General features: G+C 56.9%; 15 protein-coding genes. 6 read left to right on the top strand and 9 right to left on the bottom strand.

Annotated features, from left to right (window positions below):
* Nucleotides 1–846 precede the first annotated feature (846 nt).
* Nucleotides 847–1,644, top strand: a complete 798-nt coding sequence (locus tag NAC44_RS04675) for an undecaprenyl-diphosphate phosphatase (RefSeq protein WP_250938308.1) — start codon at nt 847–849, stop codon at nt 1,642–1,644.
* A gap of 60 nt (nt 1,645–1,704) precedes the next feature.
* On the opposite strand, the gene NAC44_RS04670 is transcribed toward NAC44_RS04675, so the two are convergent.
* Both NAC44_RS04670 and NAC44_RS04665 read right to left on the bottom strand, forming a co-directional pair.
* Nucleotides 1,705–1,872: a hypothetical protein gene (locus NAC44_RS04670; RefSeq protein ID WP_250938306.1), complete on the bottom strand. Its 168-nt coding sequence runs from the start codon at nt 1,870–1,872 to the stop codon at nt 1,705–1,707.
* Nucleotides 1,873–2,221: 349 nt separating this feature from the next.
* The gene (locus NAC44_RS04665) at nt 2,222–3,199 is read right to left on the bottom strand and encodes a complex I NDUFA9 subunit family protein (RefSeq protein WP_250938296.1); all 978 of its coding nucleotides are present in this window, start codon (nt 3,197–3,199) and stop codon (nt 2,222–2,224) included.
* Nucleotides 3,200–3,520: 321 nt separating this feature from the next.
* Between NAC44_RS04665 and NAC44_RS04660 the strand changes: the two genes are divergently transcribed.
* Entirely contained in the window at nt 3,521–5,053 is a 1,533-nt protein-coding gene (locus tag NAC44_RS04660) for a YifB family Mg chelatase-like AAA ATPase (RefSeq protein ID WP_250938294.1), read from the top strand.
* Nucleotides 5,054–5,177: 124 nt separating this feature from the next.
* Here NAC44_RS04660 and NAC44_RS04655 read toward each other — a convergent pair whose 3' ends face one another.
* The 3 genes from NAC44_RS04655 to NAC44_RS04645 form a co-directional block, all read right to left on the bottom strand.
* Nucleotides 5,178–6,254 (bottom strand): DUF4118 domain-containing protein, encoded by a 1,077-nt coding sequence (locus NAC44_RS04655; RefSeq protein WP_250938292.1) that lies wholly within the window; start codon nt 6,252–6,254, stop codon nt 5,178–5,180.
* A 500-nt stretch (nt 6,255–6,754) separates the two neighbouring features.
* Entirely contained in the window at nt 6,755–7,723 is a 969-nt protein-coding gene (gene cysK / locus NAC44_RS04650) for a cysteine synthase A (protein WP_250938290.1), read from the bottom strand.
* Nucleotides 7,724–7,856: 133 nt separating this feature from the next.
* Nucleotides 7,857–8,477, bottom strand: coding sequence for a LysE family translocator (locus tag NAC44_RS04645; RefSeq protein WP_250938289.1), 621 nt, complete (start codon nt 8,475–8,477; stop codon nt 7,857–7,859).
* 122 nt (nt 8,478–8,599) lie between these two features.
* Between NAC44_RS04645 and NAC44_RS04640 the strand changes: the two genes are divergently transcribed.
* Both NAC44_RS04640 and NAC44_RS04635 read left to right on the top strand, forming a co-directional pair.
* Nucleotides 8,600–9,232 carry a LysE family translocator gene (locus NAC44_RS04640; RefSeq protein WP_250938287.1) on the top strand — a complete coding sequence of 211 codons (633 nt, stop codon included), beginning with the start codon at nt 8,600–8,602 and terminating at the stop codon, nt 9,230–9,232.
* A gap of 285 nt (nt 9,233–9,517) precedes the next feature.
* On the top strand, nt 9,518–10,390 hold the full coding sequence (locus tag NAC44_RS04635; RefSeq protein WP_250938285.1) for a DUF3313 domain-containing protein: 873 nt from the start codon (nt 9,518–9,520) through the stop codon (nt 10,388–10,390).
* Between the two features lie 183 nt (nt 10,391–10,573).
* On the opposite strand, the gene NAC44_RS04630 is transcribed toward NAC44_RS04635, so the two are convergent.
* Both NAC44_RS04630 and dut read right to left on the bottom strand, forming a co-directional pair.
* Nucleotides 10,574–11,458 (bottom strand): GNAT family N-acetyltransferase, encoded by an 885-nt coding sequence (locus NAC44_RS04630; protein WP_250938283.1) that lies wholly within the window; start codon nt 11,456–11,458, stop codon nt 10,574–10,576.
* Nucleotides 11,458–11,934, bottom strand: a complete 477-nt coding sequence (dut, locus tag NAC44_RS04625; protein ID WP_250938281.1) for a dUTP diphosphatase — start codon at nt 11,932–11,934, stop codon at nt 11,458–11,460. The genes NAC44_RS04630 and dut overlap by 1 nt, the downstream gene beginning before the upstream one ends.
* Nucleotides 11,935–12,023: 89 nt before the next feature.
* Between dut and NAC44_RS04620 the strand changes: the two genes are divergently transcribed.
* Nucleotides 12,024–13,607 carry a peptide chain release factor 3 gene (locus NAC44_RS04620; protein WP_250938279.1) on the top strand — a complete coding sequence of 528 codons (1,584 nt, stop codon included), beginning with the start codon at nt 12,024–12,026 and terminating at the stop codon, nt 13,605–13,607.
* A 79-nt stretch (nt 13,608–13,686) separates the two neighbouring features.
* On the opposite strand, the gene otsA is transcribed toward NAC44_RS04620, so the two are convergent.
* Together otsA and otsB are read right to left on the bottom strand one after the other, a co-directional pair.
* A complete protein-coding gene (gene otsA / locus NAC44_RS04615; protein ID WP_250938269.1) occupies nt 13,687–15,111 on the bottom strand; it encodes an alpha,alpha-trehalose-phosphate synthase (UDP-forming) in 1,425 nt (474 codons plus the stop codon).
* Between the two features lie 117 nt (nt 15,112–15,228).
* Nucleotides 15,229–15,981, bottom strand: coding sequence for a trehalose-phosphatase (gene otsB, locus NAC44_RS04610; protein WP_250938268.1), 753 nt, complete (start codon nt 15,979–15,981; stop codon nt 15,229–15,231).
* Between the two features lie 134 nt (nt 15,982–16,115).
* Here otsB and thiD point away from each other — a divergent pair, with 134 nt between their 5' ends.
* Nucleotides 16,116–16,958, top strand: a complete 843-nt coding sequence (gene thiD / locus NAC44_RS04605) for a bifunctional hydroxymethylpyrimidine kinase/phosphomethylpyrimidine kinase (protein WP_250938266.1) — start codon at nt 16,116–16,118, stop codon at nt 16,956–16,958.
* Nucleotides 16,959–17,047 lie beyond the last annotated feature (89 nt).

The raw sequence follows: 17,047 nt of genomic DNA, 5'->3' as shown, positions 1-17,047 counted from the left end.
TCCAAAAATCATGGCCATTTTCGGAAAAGCTGGTTAACCGGCAATCCATGGCTGGCCTATGCCAGACCGGTGAGGGTGTGAAAAGATTTGCGTTTGTCATACAGTCAAAGCGCAGCTGTTGTCACCTGACCTTTTCGAGCCAATTCACAGCCTGACTGTTTTGCAATCTGCCATCATAGAGCATCGACCGAAAAGTGGGAGCCGGTTTTCGGTAGAATCCGATGCGTCAACAAACTCTCGTGGATTGAATTTGACATTTGATACCCATTTGCGGCACCCTCTGAGATCACATGTCAAATTCTTAAAAATCCACTAGGAACATACAGATAGCGAGTGGTCTTTATGATCGTAACATTGGCACTCAACGGTGCAGCAATCGGTAGCAAATGTTACGATCAGACCACTAGGGTCAAAACTCAATCAGGATGGTTGTTCTGTTGAACGGGATGGGATTGTATGGCAGCGAACAATGCTCGACAAGGCCGGTTGGCCTTGTCGAGCATTGTTCGCAATCAGGCGGCCCATCCCGTTCAACCCTTCGGGCAAGGCGTATTTTGTGCCTGCGGGCGTCGGAAAGGTTTGAAAATGGGGAGCATTTCCTGCACCTTTCCTTCTACTCAGACACAAAATACGCCTTGCAGAACAACCATCCTGATTGAGTTTTGACCCTAGAGTATCAGATCGATTCCGATTTAAGGAATTAGGCAGTAGCTTTCGCCTGATGGGGAAAACCGGTTTCCACGTTTCCTTGAAAGATCTGGTGGTTTTTCAGGGGAAGTTGGAACCGATTTTTTGGAACTCCAACGCCCAGACCCTTTTATTGAACAACGGCCAGAAGGGATGTTCATGCACGATAGCTCTATCCTCACCGCTCTTTTGCTGGGGTTGATTGAGGGGTTGACGGAATTTCTCCCCGTTTCTTCCACGGCGCATGTGCTGCTTGCGGGCCAGTTTCTTGGATTCCACTCACCCGGCAACAGTTTTGCCGTGCTGATCCAGCTTGGTGCGATTCTGGCACTGGTCGCGGTCTATGGGCGAAAACTGTTTCAATTGGTACTGTCAGTGCCCGAACGGCGTGAAAGCCGTCACTTTGTTGCAAGTGTACTCATCGCCTTTATGCCAGCGGCCCTGATCGGGGCTTTGGCACATGGGTTCATCAAGAGCGTTCTGTTCGAGACCCCGGTTCTGATCTGCGCCATGCTGATTGTCGGCGGCATAGTGCTGATCCTGGTGGACCGGATGGTGAAACGACCGCGTTATGATAATGCCATGGCTTATCCGTTGTCCTTGTCCCTGAACATCGGCTTCATTCAATGTCTGGCGATGATCCCTGGCACGTCCCGCTCCGGCGCAACCATTGTCGGCGCCATGCTGATGGGCGCCGATAAGCGGTCGGCGGCGGAATTTTCCTTTTTTCTGGCGCTTCCAACCATGATGGGCGCTTTTGCGCTTGATCTTTACAAGAATAGCGGCGTGATCCGGTCCGAGGATATGATGTTGATTGCCATCGGCTTTGTCGCAGCGTTTTTGTCCGCGCTCGTCGTGGTCCGCGGTCTTATGGCTTTTGTTGCACGCCAAGGCTATGCGCTGTTTGGATGGTGGCGCATTGCTGTAGGGTCAGCCGGACTGATCGGATTGGTGTGACAGGCGAGACGGGTATGCCCGCTGTGAGGATAATAATCCGACCGTATGGCCGGACATTGCTCACTTTTGAGCAGCAGGGGCGATTGACCCGGTAATGCTGCAAGGATCGACGCCATAGGCGGGGGAGCAGTTGCCCTTTTTGGCGGCGACTGTGGACGGTGCCATGAAAGAACCGGCGATGACAACCAATGCCGCACACGCGAAAAACAGTGCGATAGACTTGCCCATGAAGCGTATGACCTCAAATATGAAAGGCGTGGGAATGAGAAACGCAGGAATCTCTACGATGACTGGTGTTTACGCGAGGAGCCCTGCCAACATCAATAGCGGAATGGGCTGAATCTCGCGTTAACAAAATAAATTCAATGCTGCGTCCTTTGTGCAACTGCGAGACAGTATTGCGCCGATAAAGATCTCTGGACGAAACGCGAAACGTGCCTGTCCATGCCGCAGACTGGAAGAAACTCCGGCGAAAGTGGATGGCCGGTTTTTACGTCAGCACTTGTGTGAAAACAATGTGTTACGGCATCATGCATTCGTTGAAATACATGATGCCGTAAGGGGAAAGCAGAGCCAGTCAGGCAGCCTTGCCGGAGCGGCTATATTGGCCGTGCGGGCGGAAATGCACGAGATAAGACGGCAGAACGGCTGTTGCAGCCGTCGGACGGATGCCCATGCCTTCCAATGTGCGGCCTTCTTTTTTTGCCGCGTCCGAGACGACATTGTCGCTTTTCAGCAGCGTGACCTGATCGGCGGTGAGCGGCGGGGTAATCAGCGGGATGGCCGAGGCGATGGAGCCGATGGTGGAGGCAAGGCTGAAGGACAAAGACAGGAAAGGACGCTGGCGATCGACGATACGCAGCATTTCCTCAAGACATTGACGCAGGCTCATCACTTCCGGACCGCCAAGCTCGTAGATACCGGCAGCAATCTCGCCATCAACAGCCTTGGCTACGGCCTCAGCGACATCGCCAACGAAAACCGGCTGCAGCCGGGTTTTTCCGCCGCCGATCAACGGCAGGAAGGGAGCGGTGCGCGACATGGCGGCAAACTTGTTGAAGAAATTGTCTTCCGGGCCGAAGACGACCGAGGGACGCAGGATAACGGCATCGGCGATCACTTTGCGGATGGCGTCTTCACCCCGGCCCTTGCTGGCGGCATAGGCCGAAGGCGAGGCCGGATCGGCACCAATGGCGGAGAGGTGAACGAGTTTCGCACCGGCGGCAGCCGCCGCTTCGGCAACGGCGCGCGCGCCAAAATCCTGAACGGCGTCAAACCGGTTGCGGCCCGCTTCAAACAGGATGCCGACACAATTGACGACATAGGATGCGCCTTCGACGGCCTTCACCACGCTGTCGCGATAGCGCAGATTGGCCTGTGCCAGGGAGACCTGCCCGACATTGCCAAGCGGCAGGACGAAGCCGGCAAGATCGGGACGGCGCACGGCGACACGCACACGGTAACCACGCTTGGCCAAGGCCCTGACCACATGCCTACCGACAAAACCGGAACCCCCGAAAACGGTCACGAGCGGCGGAAGATTTGCAAAGGTCATGGGTTGCTCCTGCGGATCGGATCATCGGACGAAATTATTATGTTTCTCATAGCTCTATTGGCCTCCAAGGTGAAGCACAATCATCAAGCTCACAACATTTCCATCAGCCGGAGAAAAGGGGCCCCCGGATTGACCGATATTCCATGCCTGCAAACGCATGACATGGCCTTGGTGTGGGACATGATTTGTTCCTGAAAGACAACCTGATGCAACCCTATGGTGGGATTTTTGGCAGTTTGTTCATTTCCTGTTCTTGTTTTACTACCTGTTTCATGCCATCAATGGCTTCATAGGGGTGACGATATATTTTAGGGGTTGTGCATGGTTGCGCGGGTGGCGACGGTGGCTTTTCAGGGGATCGAGGGGGTTCCGGTCGATGTTCAGGTCATGGTCGCGCCCGGCAAGATCGGTATGCAGATCGTTGGCCTGCCGGACAAGGCAGTGGCTGAAAGCCGTGAAAGGGTGCAGGCCGCTCTCCATGCATCCGGTCTCGCCCTGCCGCCGAAAAAGGTCACAATCAATCTTGCGCCCGCCGATCTGCCGAAGGAAGGCTCGCATTTCGATCTCGCCATTGCTCTTGGCTTGATGGCGGCGCTCGGCGCCATTCCAGCCGATGCCCTCACCGATTATGTGGTGATCGGTGAGCTTAATCTCGATGGCACGATTGCTGCTGTTGCCGGCGCGTTGCCGGCGGCCATGGCCGCCAACGCCCAGGGCAAAGGCCTGATCTGCCCAGCCGATAGCGGACCGGAAGCGGTCTGGGCAGGCGACGAGGTCGATATTCTCGCGCCGATGAGCCTGATTGCGCTCGCCAATCATTTTCGTGGTACCCAGGTTTTGAGCCGCCCGCGTGCAGCAAGCCGGATGCTGCCCGGCAATCTGCCGGACCTTGCCGATATCCGCGGTCAGGAAAGCGCCAAGCGGGCGCTGGAGGTGGCAGCGGCAGGCGGACATAATCTCCTGATGTCAGGTCCGCCTGGATCGGGGAAATCCATGCTGGCGGCGCGCCTTCCCTCGATCCTGCCGGTGCTTTCGGCGCAGGAATTGCTGGAAGTGTCGATGATCCATTCCATTGCCGGGCAATTGTCCGGTGGCAAGCTCTCTGATCGCCGCCCGTTTCGCACGCCGCATCATTCCGCCACCATGGCGGCGCTGGTGGGTGGTGGCCTGCGCGCCCGGCCGGGTGAGGCCTCGCTTGCCCATCACGGCGTGCTGTTTCTCGACGAATTGCCGGAATTTTCGCCACAGGTACTCGATGCGTTGCGCCAGCCGCTGGAAAATGGCGAATGCATCATTGCCCGCGCCAATCACCGCGTCGCCTATCCGGCGAAGTTCCAGCTGATTGCGGCGATGAATCCCTGCCGCTGCGGCATGGCCGGTGAGCCGGGTCACACCTGTGCGCGTGGCATTCGCTGCGCTGCCGATTATCAGGCGCGCATTTCCGGCCCGCTACTCGACCGTATCGATATCCGCATCGATGTACCTGCTGTTTCGGCCATGGATCTGATCAAGCCGATGGCGGCGGAAAAAAGCGCCGATGTCGCCCGCCGGGTGGCGGCGGCCCGCGAGCGGCAGATGGCCCGCTTTGCCGCAGCCGGGGTGCCGGACATTGCCGTCAATGCCCGCTGTTCGACCGCGCTGATTGAAAAACTGGCCGCGCCCGATGCTGCCGGTTTGCAGCTTTTGCGTGACGCAGCGGAGAAATTCAAGTTTTCCGCCCGTGCCTATCATCGCGTGCTGAAGGTGGCGCGCACACTGGCCGATCTCGATGGGTCCGATGGGCTGGGACGCATTCATCTGGCTGAGGCGATTTCCTACCGCATTCCCTCCGAACGCATGACGGCTGCGGCATAGCCTGACACTGATGTGTGGCTGCTGCATAATTCCTTAAATCGGAATCGATTTAAGGTGAAAATTATGCAGCAGATTAAAAGTGTTACAGCGCCGTGCGCCATATATGGCGCACGGCGCTGTAGTTCTACAATGGCAGCGGTCGATTGTCTGTCGTGGCCTGGGGCAGAATTGCCTCCATCGGTATCAGGATATCGGCGCTAAAGCCGCTTTGCGCAAAGGTAAAATGCGCTTCGCCATGGATGGCGGCAATGACCCGTTTGACCAGTGTCGATCCGAACCCGGTCTTTTCTTTCCCTGTGGTGGAAGGGGCAGGGCCGCCGCTTTCTCGCCAGTGCAGATGCAGCATAGGTCTGTTTTCAGCGTCTGACGCCTTTGTCTCCGTCCAGACGATTTCTATCCTTCCGCCGTCAACCGAAAGCGCCCCATATTTTGCCGCATTGGTGCCCAGTTCATGCAGAACGAGGCTGAGAATGAGTGTCGCCTGTCCACTGACGGGAAGCGGCGGACCGCTTATTCCAAGACGATGGGTCTCGCGCACACCAAAGGGTTCCAGCGCCGTCTGGACGACGACGTTCAACAGGGTTTCTTCCCCCATGCGCAGACCACGAAGCAGAAGATTGGAGCGTGCCATGGCATTGATCCTCTCCCGCAGGGACGAGGCCAGCATTGCGGCATCGCTCGTATGGCGTTGCGACAGGCCGATAATGGCATTGATGGTGGCGAAGACGTTTTTTAATCGATGATCCAGCTCTTGCGCCATGACTTCCTGATGCGCGGCAAGATGCTGCATCGTTCGTCGTGCGGCCTTTTCGGCCCGATAGGCCCGCATCATCAAGGCGGTCAGTCCAATGTCGGTGATAACGACAAAACAATAGAGTGCCATGGCGATGGCGGTGCTGAGCGATATATGAAAACTGAAATAGGGTGGAATGAAAAAATACCATGAAGCAAGCCCGCCCAGAAGGGCGACCAACGCTCCTTGTGGTATACCAAAGACGAAAGCCACGACCACAACCACGGGAAAAAACGTCACATAGGGAAATGTGCCACTCAGATAATTGTCCAGCCAGAAGCGTAAGGCCAGGCTGAACAGAAAAATCAGAATGGAAACGCCATAGGTTAGCGCGGTGAGAGCGGGTGACAGTGCCTGATCGGCTGCGATAAAGGATGGCAGCCGATCATAAAAACGCTGCTGCTTCATGTCGTGCTCTCCCAAAGCATTCTCGGCAAAATGCTTTGGCAGTTTGCGAGGCATCCTCATTTCTACTGCATAGTTTTTTGATTTGTAATCGATTTAAGGATGCAATGATTGAAGCATATGAGAAAGGCTCCGATGTGAATGCAAGACATCAAGGCCTCTCATAACGTTGTTATAATGACTGTCACTGTCGCAAAACCGCATTACGGCCTTGCTTGGCCCATGCTGTGACAGTGACAGTCTCGTTGAACTAAAGGGTTTCAGCATTTCTGTGAAACACTGAACTGCTTTCCAATGCTTTGTTCTGACGCATTTCCGGACGGAAAACCGCCACGAACTTTTGCCGGGACAATGATCTCAAGCTTGTCTGGTTTTATTGTCCCCTACAAAAGGATAACGGACATGCGACAAAACAAACGCTTAAAGCACGTTGATTGAGGCAGATAAGCCGCAACGCGCTTTAAGCCGGCACCGCGGCAGCGACGATCTTTTCAGCCTTTGCTTCAATCAGCAAGACCGTCAAAAAGTGCGGTTGAAAGATAGCGTTCGGCAAAAGAGGGGATGATGACAACTATGGTTTTGCCAGCATTTTCATCCCGCGCCCCGATCTTGATGGCTGCTGACAGGGCAGCACCTGAGGAAATACCGACGGGGACGCCTTCCAGCCGGGCAACCAGACGCGCGGTGTCGAAGGCTTCTTCATTGGAAACCGTGACGACTTCATCATAGATGCCGGTATCGAGAATTTTCGGGGCAAAGCCCGCGCCGATGCCCTGGATCTTATGCGGGCCGGGAGCGCCGCCGGACAGGACCGGGCTGGCGGATGGCTCGACAGCGATGACCTTGACCGAGGGCTTTTTCGCCTTCAGCACCTGACCCGTACCGGTGATCGTGCCGCCGGTGCCGATGCCGGAAACGAAAATATCGACAGCGCCGTCGGTATCGTTCCAGATTTCTTCCGCTGTGGTCTTGCGATGGATTTCGGGGTTGGCGGGATTTTCAAACTGCTGCGGAATGATCGCGTCGGGGTGGGTTGCGGCCAGTTCCTCGGCTTTGGCAATGGCGCCCTTCATGCCCTTGGGCCCCTCCGTCAGCACCAGTTCGGCACCAAGCAGCGCCAGCATCTTGCGCCGCTCGATCGACATGGTTTCCGGCATGGTGAGAATGAGCCTGTAGCCCTTGGCGGCGGCGGCAAAGGCCAGCGCAATGCCGGTATTGCCGGAGGTCGGCTCGATCAGCGTCGTCTTGCCGGGTGTGATTTTACCTTGCGCTTCAAGGCTTTCGATCATGGCGACGCCGATACGGTCCTTGACCGAGGCAATCGGATTGAAAAATTCGAGCTTGGCCAGAAGATTGGCTTTGACGCCCTTTTCCTTTGCCAGCTTGTCCAGCCGCACGATGGGTGTATCGCCGATGGTTTCGGTGATCGACGCATAGACGCGACCGCGACCAGGTTTTTTCGTTTCCGCCATGATGTCTCTCCCTCAAGCCAGATAGACTTAGAAGATAAGGCGAAGCCGTAGGCAAAACCAGAACCCTTTCACCACCAGCAGGCGCAAACGAAGAAAAAACCGACGGAAAAGCCGGTTTTCGCAAATATTTGTTTCATGCTGCGCGGGTGGCAATCCATGCTGCCGTCCCGGCCAGAATGCTGGCGGCGCTGCGGTTCAGCCATTTGAGCGCATCAGGGCGTTTCAGCAGCGCCCGTGCCCGTGTGGCCAGGAGGATATAAGGCAGAAGGACGCTCATCAGTGTGATGAAGGTACCGCCGACCAGAAGCGCATAGTCCCTCATCCCAATCGTTTCCAGCGGAATGATGGTCGGGGCCAGCGCCACGTAAAACAGCATGGTCTTTGGATTGCCGAGCGTGACCAGAAGGCCCGAGAGAAAGGCTGAAAAGCTCGTTCCGGTGGATTTTTTCGCCTCGATGTCCTGCGGCAAGAGGCCTGCCGTCCACAATTTCCAGGCAATATATACGAGATAAAGCGTACCTGCATATTTGATCACGAGGAAGGGTGCGGGAAAACTCTGCGCAAGCCAGGCAAGGCCCATGATCACCGCCGTCAGATAGGTGAGGTCGCCGAGAATGAGGCCGAGTCCCATGAAGAAGGTGGGCCGAAAACCGGAACCCAAGGCCCGCGCCACAATCGCCGTCATGCCGGGACCGGGAATGGCAGCGGCCACGAACAACGCACCGCAATAGGCAAGGAACAGGGGTAGAGTCATGGCCAACATCTCCGGTTTATCACCGATAGCTAAACCGCCGGTGCCAAACTTGCAATGGTCATGAAATACATTTGCGCAGATGCATAGACGTGATAGTTGCATGCATCTGTTGGAGAAAATGCATGCCGTCCTCTGCTTCCCTTCTTGCCTTTGCGCTCATCTGTTTCGGCATGGTTCTGACCCCTGGTCCGAACATGATTTATCTGATTTCCCGCTCCATCTGTCAGGGGCCGCTGGCCGGACTGGTTTCTTTGTGCGGCGTGGCCATGGGCTTTCTGGTCTATATGCTGATGTCGGCGCTGGGAATTACGGTGCTGCTGCTGGCCATTCCCTTTGCCTATGACGCGCTGAAACTGGCCGGGGCCGCCTATCTGATCTATATGGCCTGGCAGGCGGTGAAGCCGGGTGGACGCTCTCCCTTTCAGGTGCGCGACCTGCCGAAGGACAGCCCGCGCCGTCTGTTGATGATGGGGCTGATGACCAGCCTGCTCAATCCCAAGGTCGCTGTTCTCTATCTGTCGCTCCTGCCGCAGTTCATCGATCCGGCACGAGGCAGTGTTCTGTTGCAATCCGTCCTGCTCGGTTTGACACAGATCGCCATCAGCGTCACCGTTAACGGCTTGATCGCTCTTTGCGCAGGATCGATCGCGCTGTTTCTGGCAGGTCGCCCCTTCTGGATGGTGGTGCAGCGCTGGTTCATGGGCACTGTGCTGGCCGGTCTTGCAGTGAAAATGGTGATGACGGCGCAGCGGTGATGCCGGTCTCGATTGCCTCTGATTACAGACCTCCGCACACCTTTCTGTCTGGGCGGCAACGTCACTCACAACAAAAGTGACGTTTTTTGTTTTTGTTCATTTTGCCGTGAAAAAGCCTCAATGCTTCCGACATGGGTGATTATGATCAATAATCATCTTTGGGGCGGTCGTTTTCAATTCCTCAGGATGCGATCCCATTGGGGCAAGAATGGTCAGGAATGTGCGGGTGACAGTGCCATGTCTGCCGCCTCAGCGCATATGTCGCAGACAAAAGGGCCTGTTCGAATGGGTGGATTTTCTGGTTCCTGCCGTCAAAGTTTTCGCGGGCAGGTAAAAGCTGTTTTTTCCGGTCGCAGCCTCTCTCTATTGCTTCTGGGAGGTGTCGTTGCCGGATGCAGTTCCGTGCCTTTGACGCAATCGGGTTTTTTGACGTCATACAGCCATCTTGGCCCTACAGAAGGCCGGTATGAAAAACAGCGTCTGTTTGTCGATGGTCCAGCGCTGGAAAAAGTACGGACAATCGCCATTGAGCCGGCGAAACTGTCGCCGCGCGCGTCGCAAGCCGTCAAGGAGCCAAGAAATGCGATGCTGCTGTCCAATGCGCTCGATCGTGCGCTGTGCATCGATCTTAGCGATCAATATCAGGTGGTGATGCCAGGGGGCCATGCCGATCTCACCGTGCGGTCAATGATCACCGACGTGGTGCCGACCGGCAAGGTTGCGGCCGGGGTGTCGAAGGTGGCAACGCTCGGCACCTCGGCAGTTCTGCCGGTCGGTGTGCCGCGGCTGCCGATCGGTCTTGGCGGGCTTGCCGTTGAAGCGGAGGCGATAGACGGCTCTGGCGTCCAGCGGGCAGCTATAATCTGGTCGCGCGGGGCAAATTCGGTGACGAACAGTCCGCGGATTTCTGACGTGGGGGATGCTTACGCGCTGGCTGGCAGCTTTGCCGGTGATTTTGCCGATCTGCTCATGAAGGGGCGGAAAAGCCCCGCTGTCGATCTGACACTGCCCTCATGGCAGAAGGTTCAGTCAAAACTCGGCGGTGCGCCAAAAAATGCCGCCTGCGATGCCTATGGTCGCGCCTCCGGCATCAGCGGTTTCATCGGCAATGTCGTTGGAGCGCCGCCATCATGGACGGATAAGGGGCAGAAGAACTGACGTCACCAGATGTCATCCGCATTGCACTATCTTCTGCATTACATGCGAATATGTTCTCATCTTTATTTTAACGCATATCCGGAGCGAAAACCGGTTCCACTTTTCCTGAAGCCAAGCTCTACTGCATCATTCCTTAAATCGGGTGAGATTTAAGGAGAAAATTATGCAGCAGATTAAAAGTGTCTAAAACTCAGCCATGGGAGATAGACTGATATCGCCGCTCAGAGTACCTTGAAGGCTGCCTGAAACCATGAGAACGCAATGTCCCTTATAGGGAAAAGGTTCAGCTTTCCAGTCCAATGCGTCAGGCGGGAAACAGGTTTCAATCTGACGGCATTGCGGCATGATCGCCTGCACAAGGGTGGCCATATCGGGAATGGCTGTGGCGACAATATCAAGAATCTGAAGCCTGCCATTGTCTTGTGCTTTCCAAGCGATCACAGCTTGCATATTTTCAATCAGACTTATGGTAACGGACGGATCGAAACAGCAATTGAGCAGAAAAAGTTCCGTCTGCCTGAGAACGGAGAACCGGTTCGATACCGGCTTGCGGTTGGCGAGCAACCATTGCAAAACGATAACATCATCCTTGTTGCTCAGGTTGATCGCCCGACTGGCCACTACGCCTTTCGTTCTTGGAATATCACCTTTGAATCGGTGCTGCTGAACAGCAACAAAGCCGTAGCGCCTGTAAAGGTCGGGTTTGTCCGTGAGCAGAATTCCCGCTTCAAACCCTGATTGTTCAGCCCATTCGAAAGCCTTGAGCATCAATTCACGATAGAGCCCGCGACCGCGATAGTCGGGGCGCACTGCACCGGATTGATAGCCGGCAGCGTTAACGATCCGGCCATTGACTATCAAGGGCATGGAAAAAGCGGTAAAATTGCCGATCAACTGGCCGGACGCATCGAAATATCCAAACGGCATTGACGTTGGATCGGGGCCGCCAAACTGACGGAGTAAACCAATATCGATGCCGAAAATATCCCGAAGCAGATCGACAAGTGCATGAAAAGCAGCAGGATCGGCAAAATAATCCTGCCGAAAAATCAGGTCTTGCTTCATCATCAAGCCGTGCCGGTCGAGCCGAAGCCGCCCGCACCGCGCAAGGTTTCGCTCAATTGCGTGATCTCGACAAGGCTGACCTGCGTCACCGGGGCAATCACCATCTGGGCGATGCGCATGGCGCGGGTGATGGTGAAATCCGCCTCGCCCAGATTGATCAGCAGCACCTTCACCTCACCGCGATAATCGCTGTCGATGGTGCCGGGCGTATTGAGGCAGGTGATGCCGTGCTTGAAGGCAAGGCCGGAGCGCGGACGGATCTGCGCTTCAAAGCCCTCAGGGATTTCCATGATCAGCCCGGTCGGCACCAGCGCCCGCTGACCGGGTTTGAGCGTGAGCGGATCATCCGCGCCAACGGCGGCGCGCAGATCCATGCCGGCAGCGCCCGCGGTTTCATAGGATGGCAGGTCCAGCCCCTCGGCATGGGGGAGACGAAGAAGGCCAAGCTGCGGCCGCATCTGGTTTTGCATCAGGGTCATGGGTCCATCATCCGGGCCTGATCCGTGCGGGTCAATTGCACTTTTGCCCGTAAGCCGCTATGAGACCGGCAATTCACAGGATTTACATCATGGCCGAAACGCTCGCAGAGGCGGTCTCCCGCCGCCGCACCTTTGCTATTATCGCTCACCCGGATGCCGGTAAAACCACGCTGACGGAAAAACTGCTGCTGTTCGGCGGCGCCATTCAGCTGGCCGGTGAGGTCAAGGCGAAAAAGGACCGCATCCAGACGCGGTCCGACTGGATGAAGATCGAGCGTGAACGCGGCATTTCCGTCGTCACCTCGGTGATGACCTTCGAATATGACGACAAGGTCTTCAATATTCTCGACACGCCCGGTCACGAGGATTTCGCCGACGACACCTATCGCACGCTGACCGCCGTCGATGCCGCCGTCATGGTCATCGACGCCGCCAAGGGCATCGAGCCGCGCACGCTGAAGCTGTTTGAAGTCTGCCGCATGCGCGACATTCCGATCATCACCTTCGTCAACAAGATGGACCGCGAAAGCCGGGATATTTTCGAGATCCTCGACGAGGTCGAGGAAAAGCTGGCGCTCGACACAGCCCCTATTACCTGGCCGGTCGGTCGTTCCAAGACCTTCTGCGGCTCCTACAATCTGGCTGAGAACACGTTTCGTGGCAGCGATACCCAGGTGGAAGGCCTGCCGGTCAACGGACCGCAAAGCGTGGCCGATCATCTGCCGGAAAACGAGCGCGCCGCCTTTATCGACGAGCTGGAACTGGCGCGTGAAGCCTGCCGCCCCTTCGACCGGCAGGCCTTTCTCGAAGGCCATCTGACACCGGTATTTTTCGGCTCGGCGCTGAGAAATTTCGGTGTGCGCGATCTGATCAATGCGCTTGGCGCCTTTGCGCCGCCGCCACGCGATCAGGTGGCCGATAGCCGTAAGGTTCATGCGGCGGAAGAAAAGATGACCGCCTTCGTCTTCAAGATCCAGGCGAATATGGACCCCAATCACCGCGACCGCATCGCCTTTGCCCGCATCTGCTCCGGCAAGCTGGAGCGCGGCATGAAGGTGCGCCTTGCCCGCACCGGCAAGCAGATGGGCTTGACAGCGCCGCAATTCTTCTTTGCCTCGCAACGCCAGCTTGCCGATACCGCCTTTGCTGGCGATGTCGTCGGCATTCCCAATCACGGCACCTTGCGCATTGGTGACACGCTGACGGAAGGCGAGGCGCTGGTGTTTCAGGGCGTGCCGAATTTCTCGCCGGAAATTCTCCGCCGCGTTCGGCTTGAAGATGCGATGAAAGCAAAAAAGCTGAAAGAAGCCCTGCAGCAGATGGCCGAAGAGGGCGTCGTCCAGCTTTTCCAGCCGGAAGACGGCTCGCCCGCCATTGTCGGCGTCGTTGGCGCGCTGCAGCTCGATGTGTTGAAGGAGCGGTTGTCGGCTGAATATGGCCTGCCGGTCTCGTTTGAAATGTCGCGCTTTTCTGTCTGCCGCTGGATTTCCGCCGACAAGCCGGAGGATCTGGAGAAATTCGTCACCGTCCAGCGTGGCAATCTCTGCCGCGATCTCGACGGCGATCCTGTCTTCATGGCGCAGGATGCTTTTTCGCTTCGTTATGAGGCGGAACGCTATCCGGCAATCAAGATGGTGGCCATCAAGGAATATCACGTCGCCAAAGCAGCGTGATATTCCTGAGATAACCAGGGCGAGGAGAGACATCTGCTCGCCCTTGCGTGCTTTTCCGATGCTTTCTGTCCGGGTATTCTTATTGGATTGGTTCGTGTGTCACCCCGGTCGAATGAGGGTGCCCCGGCGATAGATTGATCAGATCGTCGAGAAAATCCTCGCACCAGTGCATGACATCGTTGACCAGCAGATAATCCATCATCTGCCGCCAGCGGTTGCGCCGCTCTTCCAGCGGCATGGCAAGGGCCTGTTCGATGGCCTGCGCCGTGCCTTCCACATCATAGGGATTGACCAGCAGCGCGCCGGTCAGTTCGCGCGCCGCACCGGCAAAGCGTGAGAGAATAAGCACGCCCGGATCTTCGGGGTTCTGGGCGGCAACATATTCTTTTGCAACCAGATTCATCCCGTCACGCAGCGGTGTTACGAGGCCGACCCGTGCGATACGGTAAAGTCCGGCCAGAACCGGACGCGCCACCGAACGGTTGATATAGCGGATCGGCACCCAGTCCACGGTTCCGAGCGCTCCGTTGACCCGGCCCGCCTGTTCAGCCACCATGCGCTGCATGGCCTCATATTCCGGCACGTCCGAGCGGGATTTCGGCGTCACCTGCAGATAGGACACATTGCCCTGACGATGGGGATTGGCGTTGATGAATTGTTCATAGGCATCGAGGCGCTGGGTGATGCCTTTGGAATAATCCAGCCGGTCGACGCCGATGATCAGCTCCCGGCCTTCAAGGCTCTCGGCTGCCTTTCTCACCAGGGCATTCTGAACGGCACGACGGGCATAGGCGGCAAAAGCGGCGGTCTCGATGCCGATGGGATAGTGTCCGGCCCGGAATTGCCGACCGAAGGAGGAAAGCGTGTTGTCGTCCAGTTTTTCGCCCAGCCCCTCACGCACCAGCGCACCGGCAAAATTGGCCAGATCATGGTCTGTCTGGAAACCGACCAGATCGTATTCAGCCAGGTTTCTGAGGATCTCCTCGTGAACCGGCATGGCAAACAGCACATCGGCAGGCGGCAGGGGGATATGCAGGAAAAAGCCGATGCGGTTCTTCACTCCCATGCGTCTCAGCTCGGAGGCAAGCGGAATGAGGTGATAATCATGCACCCAGATGATGTCATCCGGTTTGAGAAGCGGCTGAAGACGGCTGGCGAAGAAGCGGTTCACCCGGAAATAACCGGTCATTTCCTTGCGGCCGTAATCAGCAAGATCGAGCCGGTAATGGCAGATCGGCCAGAGCACTCTGTTGGCGAAGCCGTGGTAATATTCATCGACGTCACGATCGGTCAGATCGGTCAGCGCATAGGTGATCTTGCCATCCTCGTTGATCTTCAACTCGCCCGGCTCGTCTTCGCCGCTCGACTGGCCGGACCAGCCCATCCAGATGCCACCGCGCTCGTCGAGCGCGGCTTTCAGCGCCACGGCAAGCCCGCCTGCGGGTGCTTTTTTCGAGGTGTCTGGAACCGGAACCCGGTTGGAAACGACGACAAGTCGGCTCATGGATATCCCCTTTCATGATCCGTTATAAACGCTTCAAGCAGGCATTCCTCGGTGAACCGAGGAATGCCTGCCGCTATGGTCTCGGCAGGGAGAAAGATGGTTTTCTCAAATCCCGCGTCATGATTCTGCGATCCTGCGGATGAAAGCCCGCATGTCTGTGGGACGTTTCAGACCATATCTGGCAAATGTCGGCTCGCCATTGCCGCCAATTTTGACTGAAAACCCGTCTCGGTCATTGGCAAGTTCAAACATGGCTTCGTCGGTGACATCATCGCCAAATGTTATCGGAATACGGCCCTTAAACGGGGTTTCATCGAGAAAGGCGGCCACCGCCCGTCCCTTGTCGGCGCTGTCCGGGCGAATTTCCATCACCATCTTGCCCCGTTGCAGAGCGTAACCGGGGCCTGCCGCCGCCAGCGCATCACGCATGGCCGTTTCGAGAACTCCGGCGCAATCGGGGGCCTGGCGAAAATGCACAGCAATCGCCGCCCCTTTGTCTTCCACCAGCACACCGGGATAGGCTTGCGAAAGCTTTGGCAGGTCTTCCTTCACCGCCAGAAAGGACGTACTCGGGTCGTGCCGGGTGATGACCCCGTCGCCGCCGCGCCGTTCGGTTCCATGCAGGCCGGCCAGCGGAAAGCGATGTGGGGCAAACAGTGTATCGGCGTAATCGAGCGCGCGGCCTGTCACCAGCGCCAGCGCGCCATCCAGACGTTGCGACAGGGCCGCGAGCATATCCGGCAGGCCGTCGGGCACGATGATCGCTTCCGGTGTCTCGGCAAGATCGATCAGCGTGCCGTCAATATCGAGAAACAGGGCGTGACGGGAAACATCGATCTCTGGCAGCCCGTTATCGATAGAAGATGTCATGCCGTATTGAACTCCGTCTTGTTCATGATTGCTATCATGGGCAAAATGAGCAAATGCAGCAAAAGTTCCGCATTTCCGGTTTTGCATGACCAGAAGAAGGTAAGCCATCAAAAACGAGGCAGAGGGAAAAGGTCATGACTGAGACGGTCAGCATAACGGCTCGTGCCGCTATTGCCAATGTTTTATCGGTTGCAGGCTCCGACCCGTCGGGCGGTGCCGGGATTCAGGCTGATCTCAAGAGTTTTGCTGCACGGCATACCTATGGCATGGCAGCGATTACGGCGTTGACGGTACAGAACACGCAAGGCGTCAGCGCCGTCCGTCTGATCGAGCCTGATCTGGTGCGTCAGCAGATCGAGGCTGTTTTTGCCGATATCCGCGTCGATGCGGTGAAAATCGGCATGATCGGATCAGCAGCCACGGCCGAAACCGTGGGGGGGCTCTTGCGGCGGCAGACCCTGCCCATCGTATTGGATACGGTGATGGTCGCCAAAGGCGGCGCATCGCTTGCCGGCCAGCAGACGGTCAAGGCGCTGATCGAGCATATCTTTCCGCTGGCGCACGTGATCACTCCCAACCTGCCCGAGGCGGCAGCGCTTCTTGGTGTGACAGAGGCCGTAAGCCGCGCCGCCATGGAAGCGCAGGCAAAGGCGCTTCTGGGCTTTGGTGTGAAGGCTGTTCTGTTGAAGGGCGGCCATCTGCCGGACGCGGAAGCCCCCGACCTGTTGCTGTGGGAGGATAACAGGCTCTGGCTGGAAGGGCGGCGGTATCCAACCGCAAACACCCATGGCACAGGGTGTTCGCTCTCCAGTGCCATCGCTGCCGAACTGGCCAAGGGGGAGACACTTGAGCGTGCCGTCAGGATAGCGAAAACCTGGATCAGCGGCGCGATTGCCGCCGCTGATCGGCTCTCCGTCGGTCATGGCCACGGCCCGCTGCATCATTTTCACGGGCTGTGGCCGGAGTTGCAGCGATAGAGCATCGTGCCGAAAAACGGAATCGGCGCGATGCTGTAAGGCTTTGTTTCTGAACCGGGTTTTCCTGAAAACCGGTTCCCACTTTTCGG

Source organism: Allorhizobium sonneratiae (assembly GCF_023700755.1).
Classification (GTDB): Bacteria; Pseudomonadota; Alphaproteobacteria; order Rhizobiales; family Rhizobiaceae; genus Allorhizobium; species Allorhizobium sonneratiae.
This window is presented reverse-complemented; position numbering and strand designations above follow the sequence as displayed.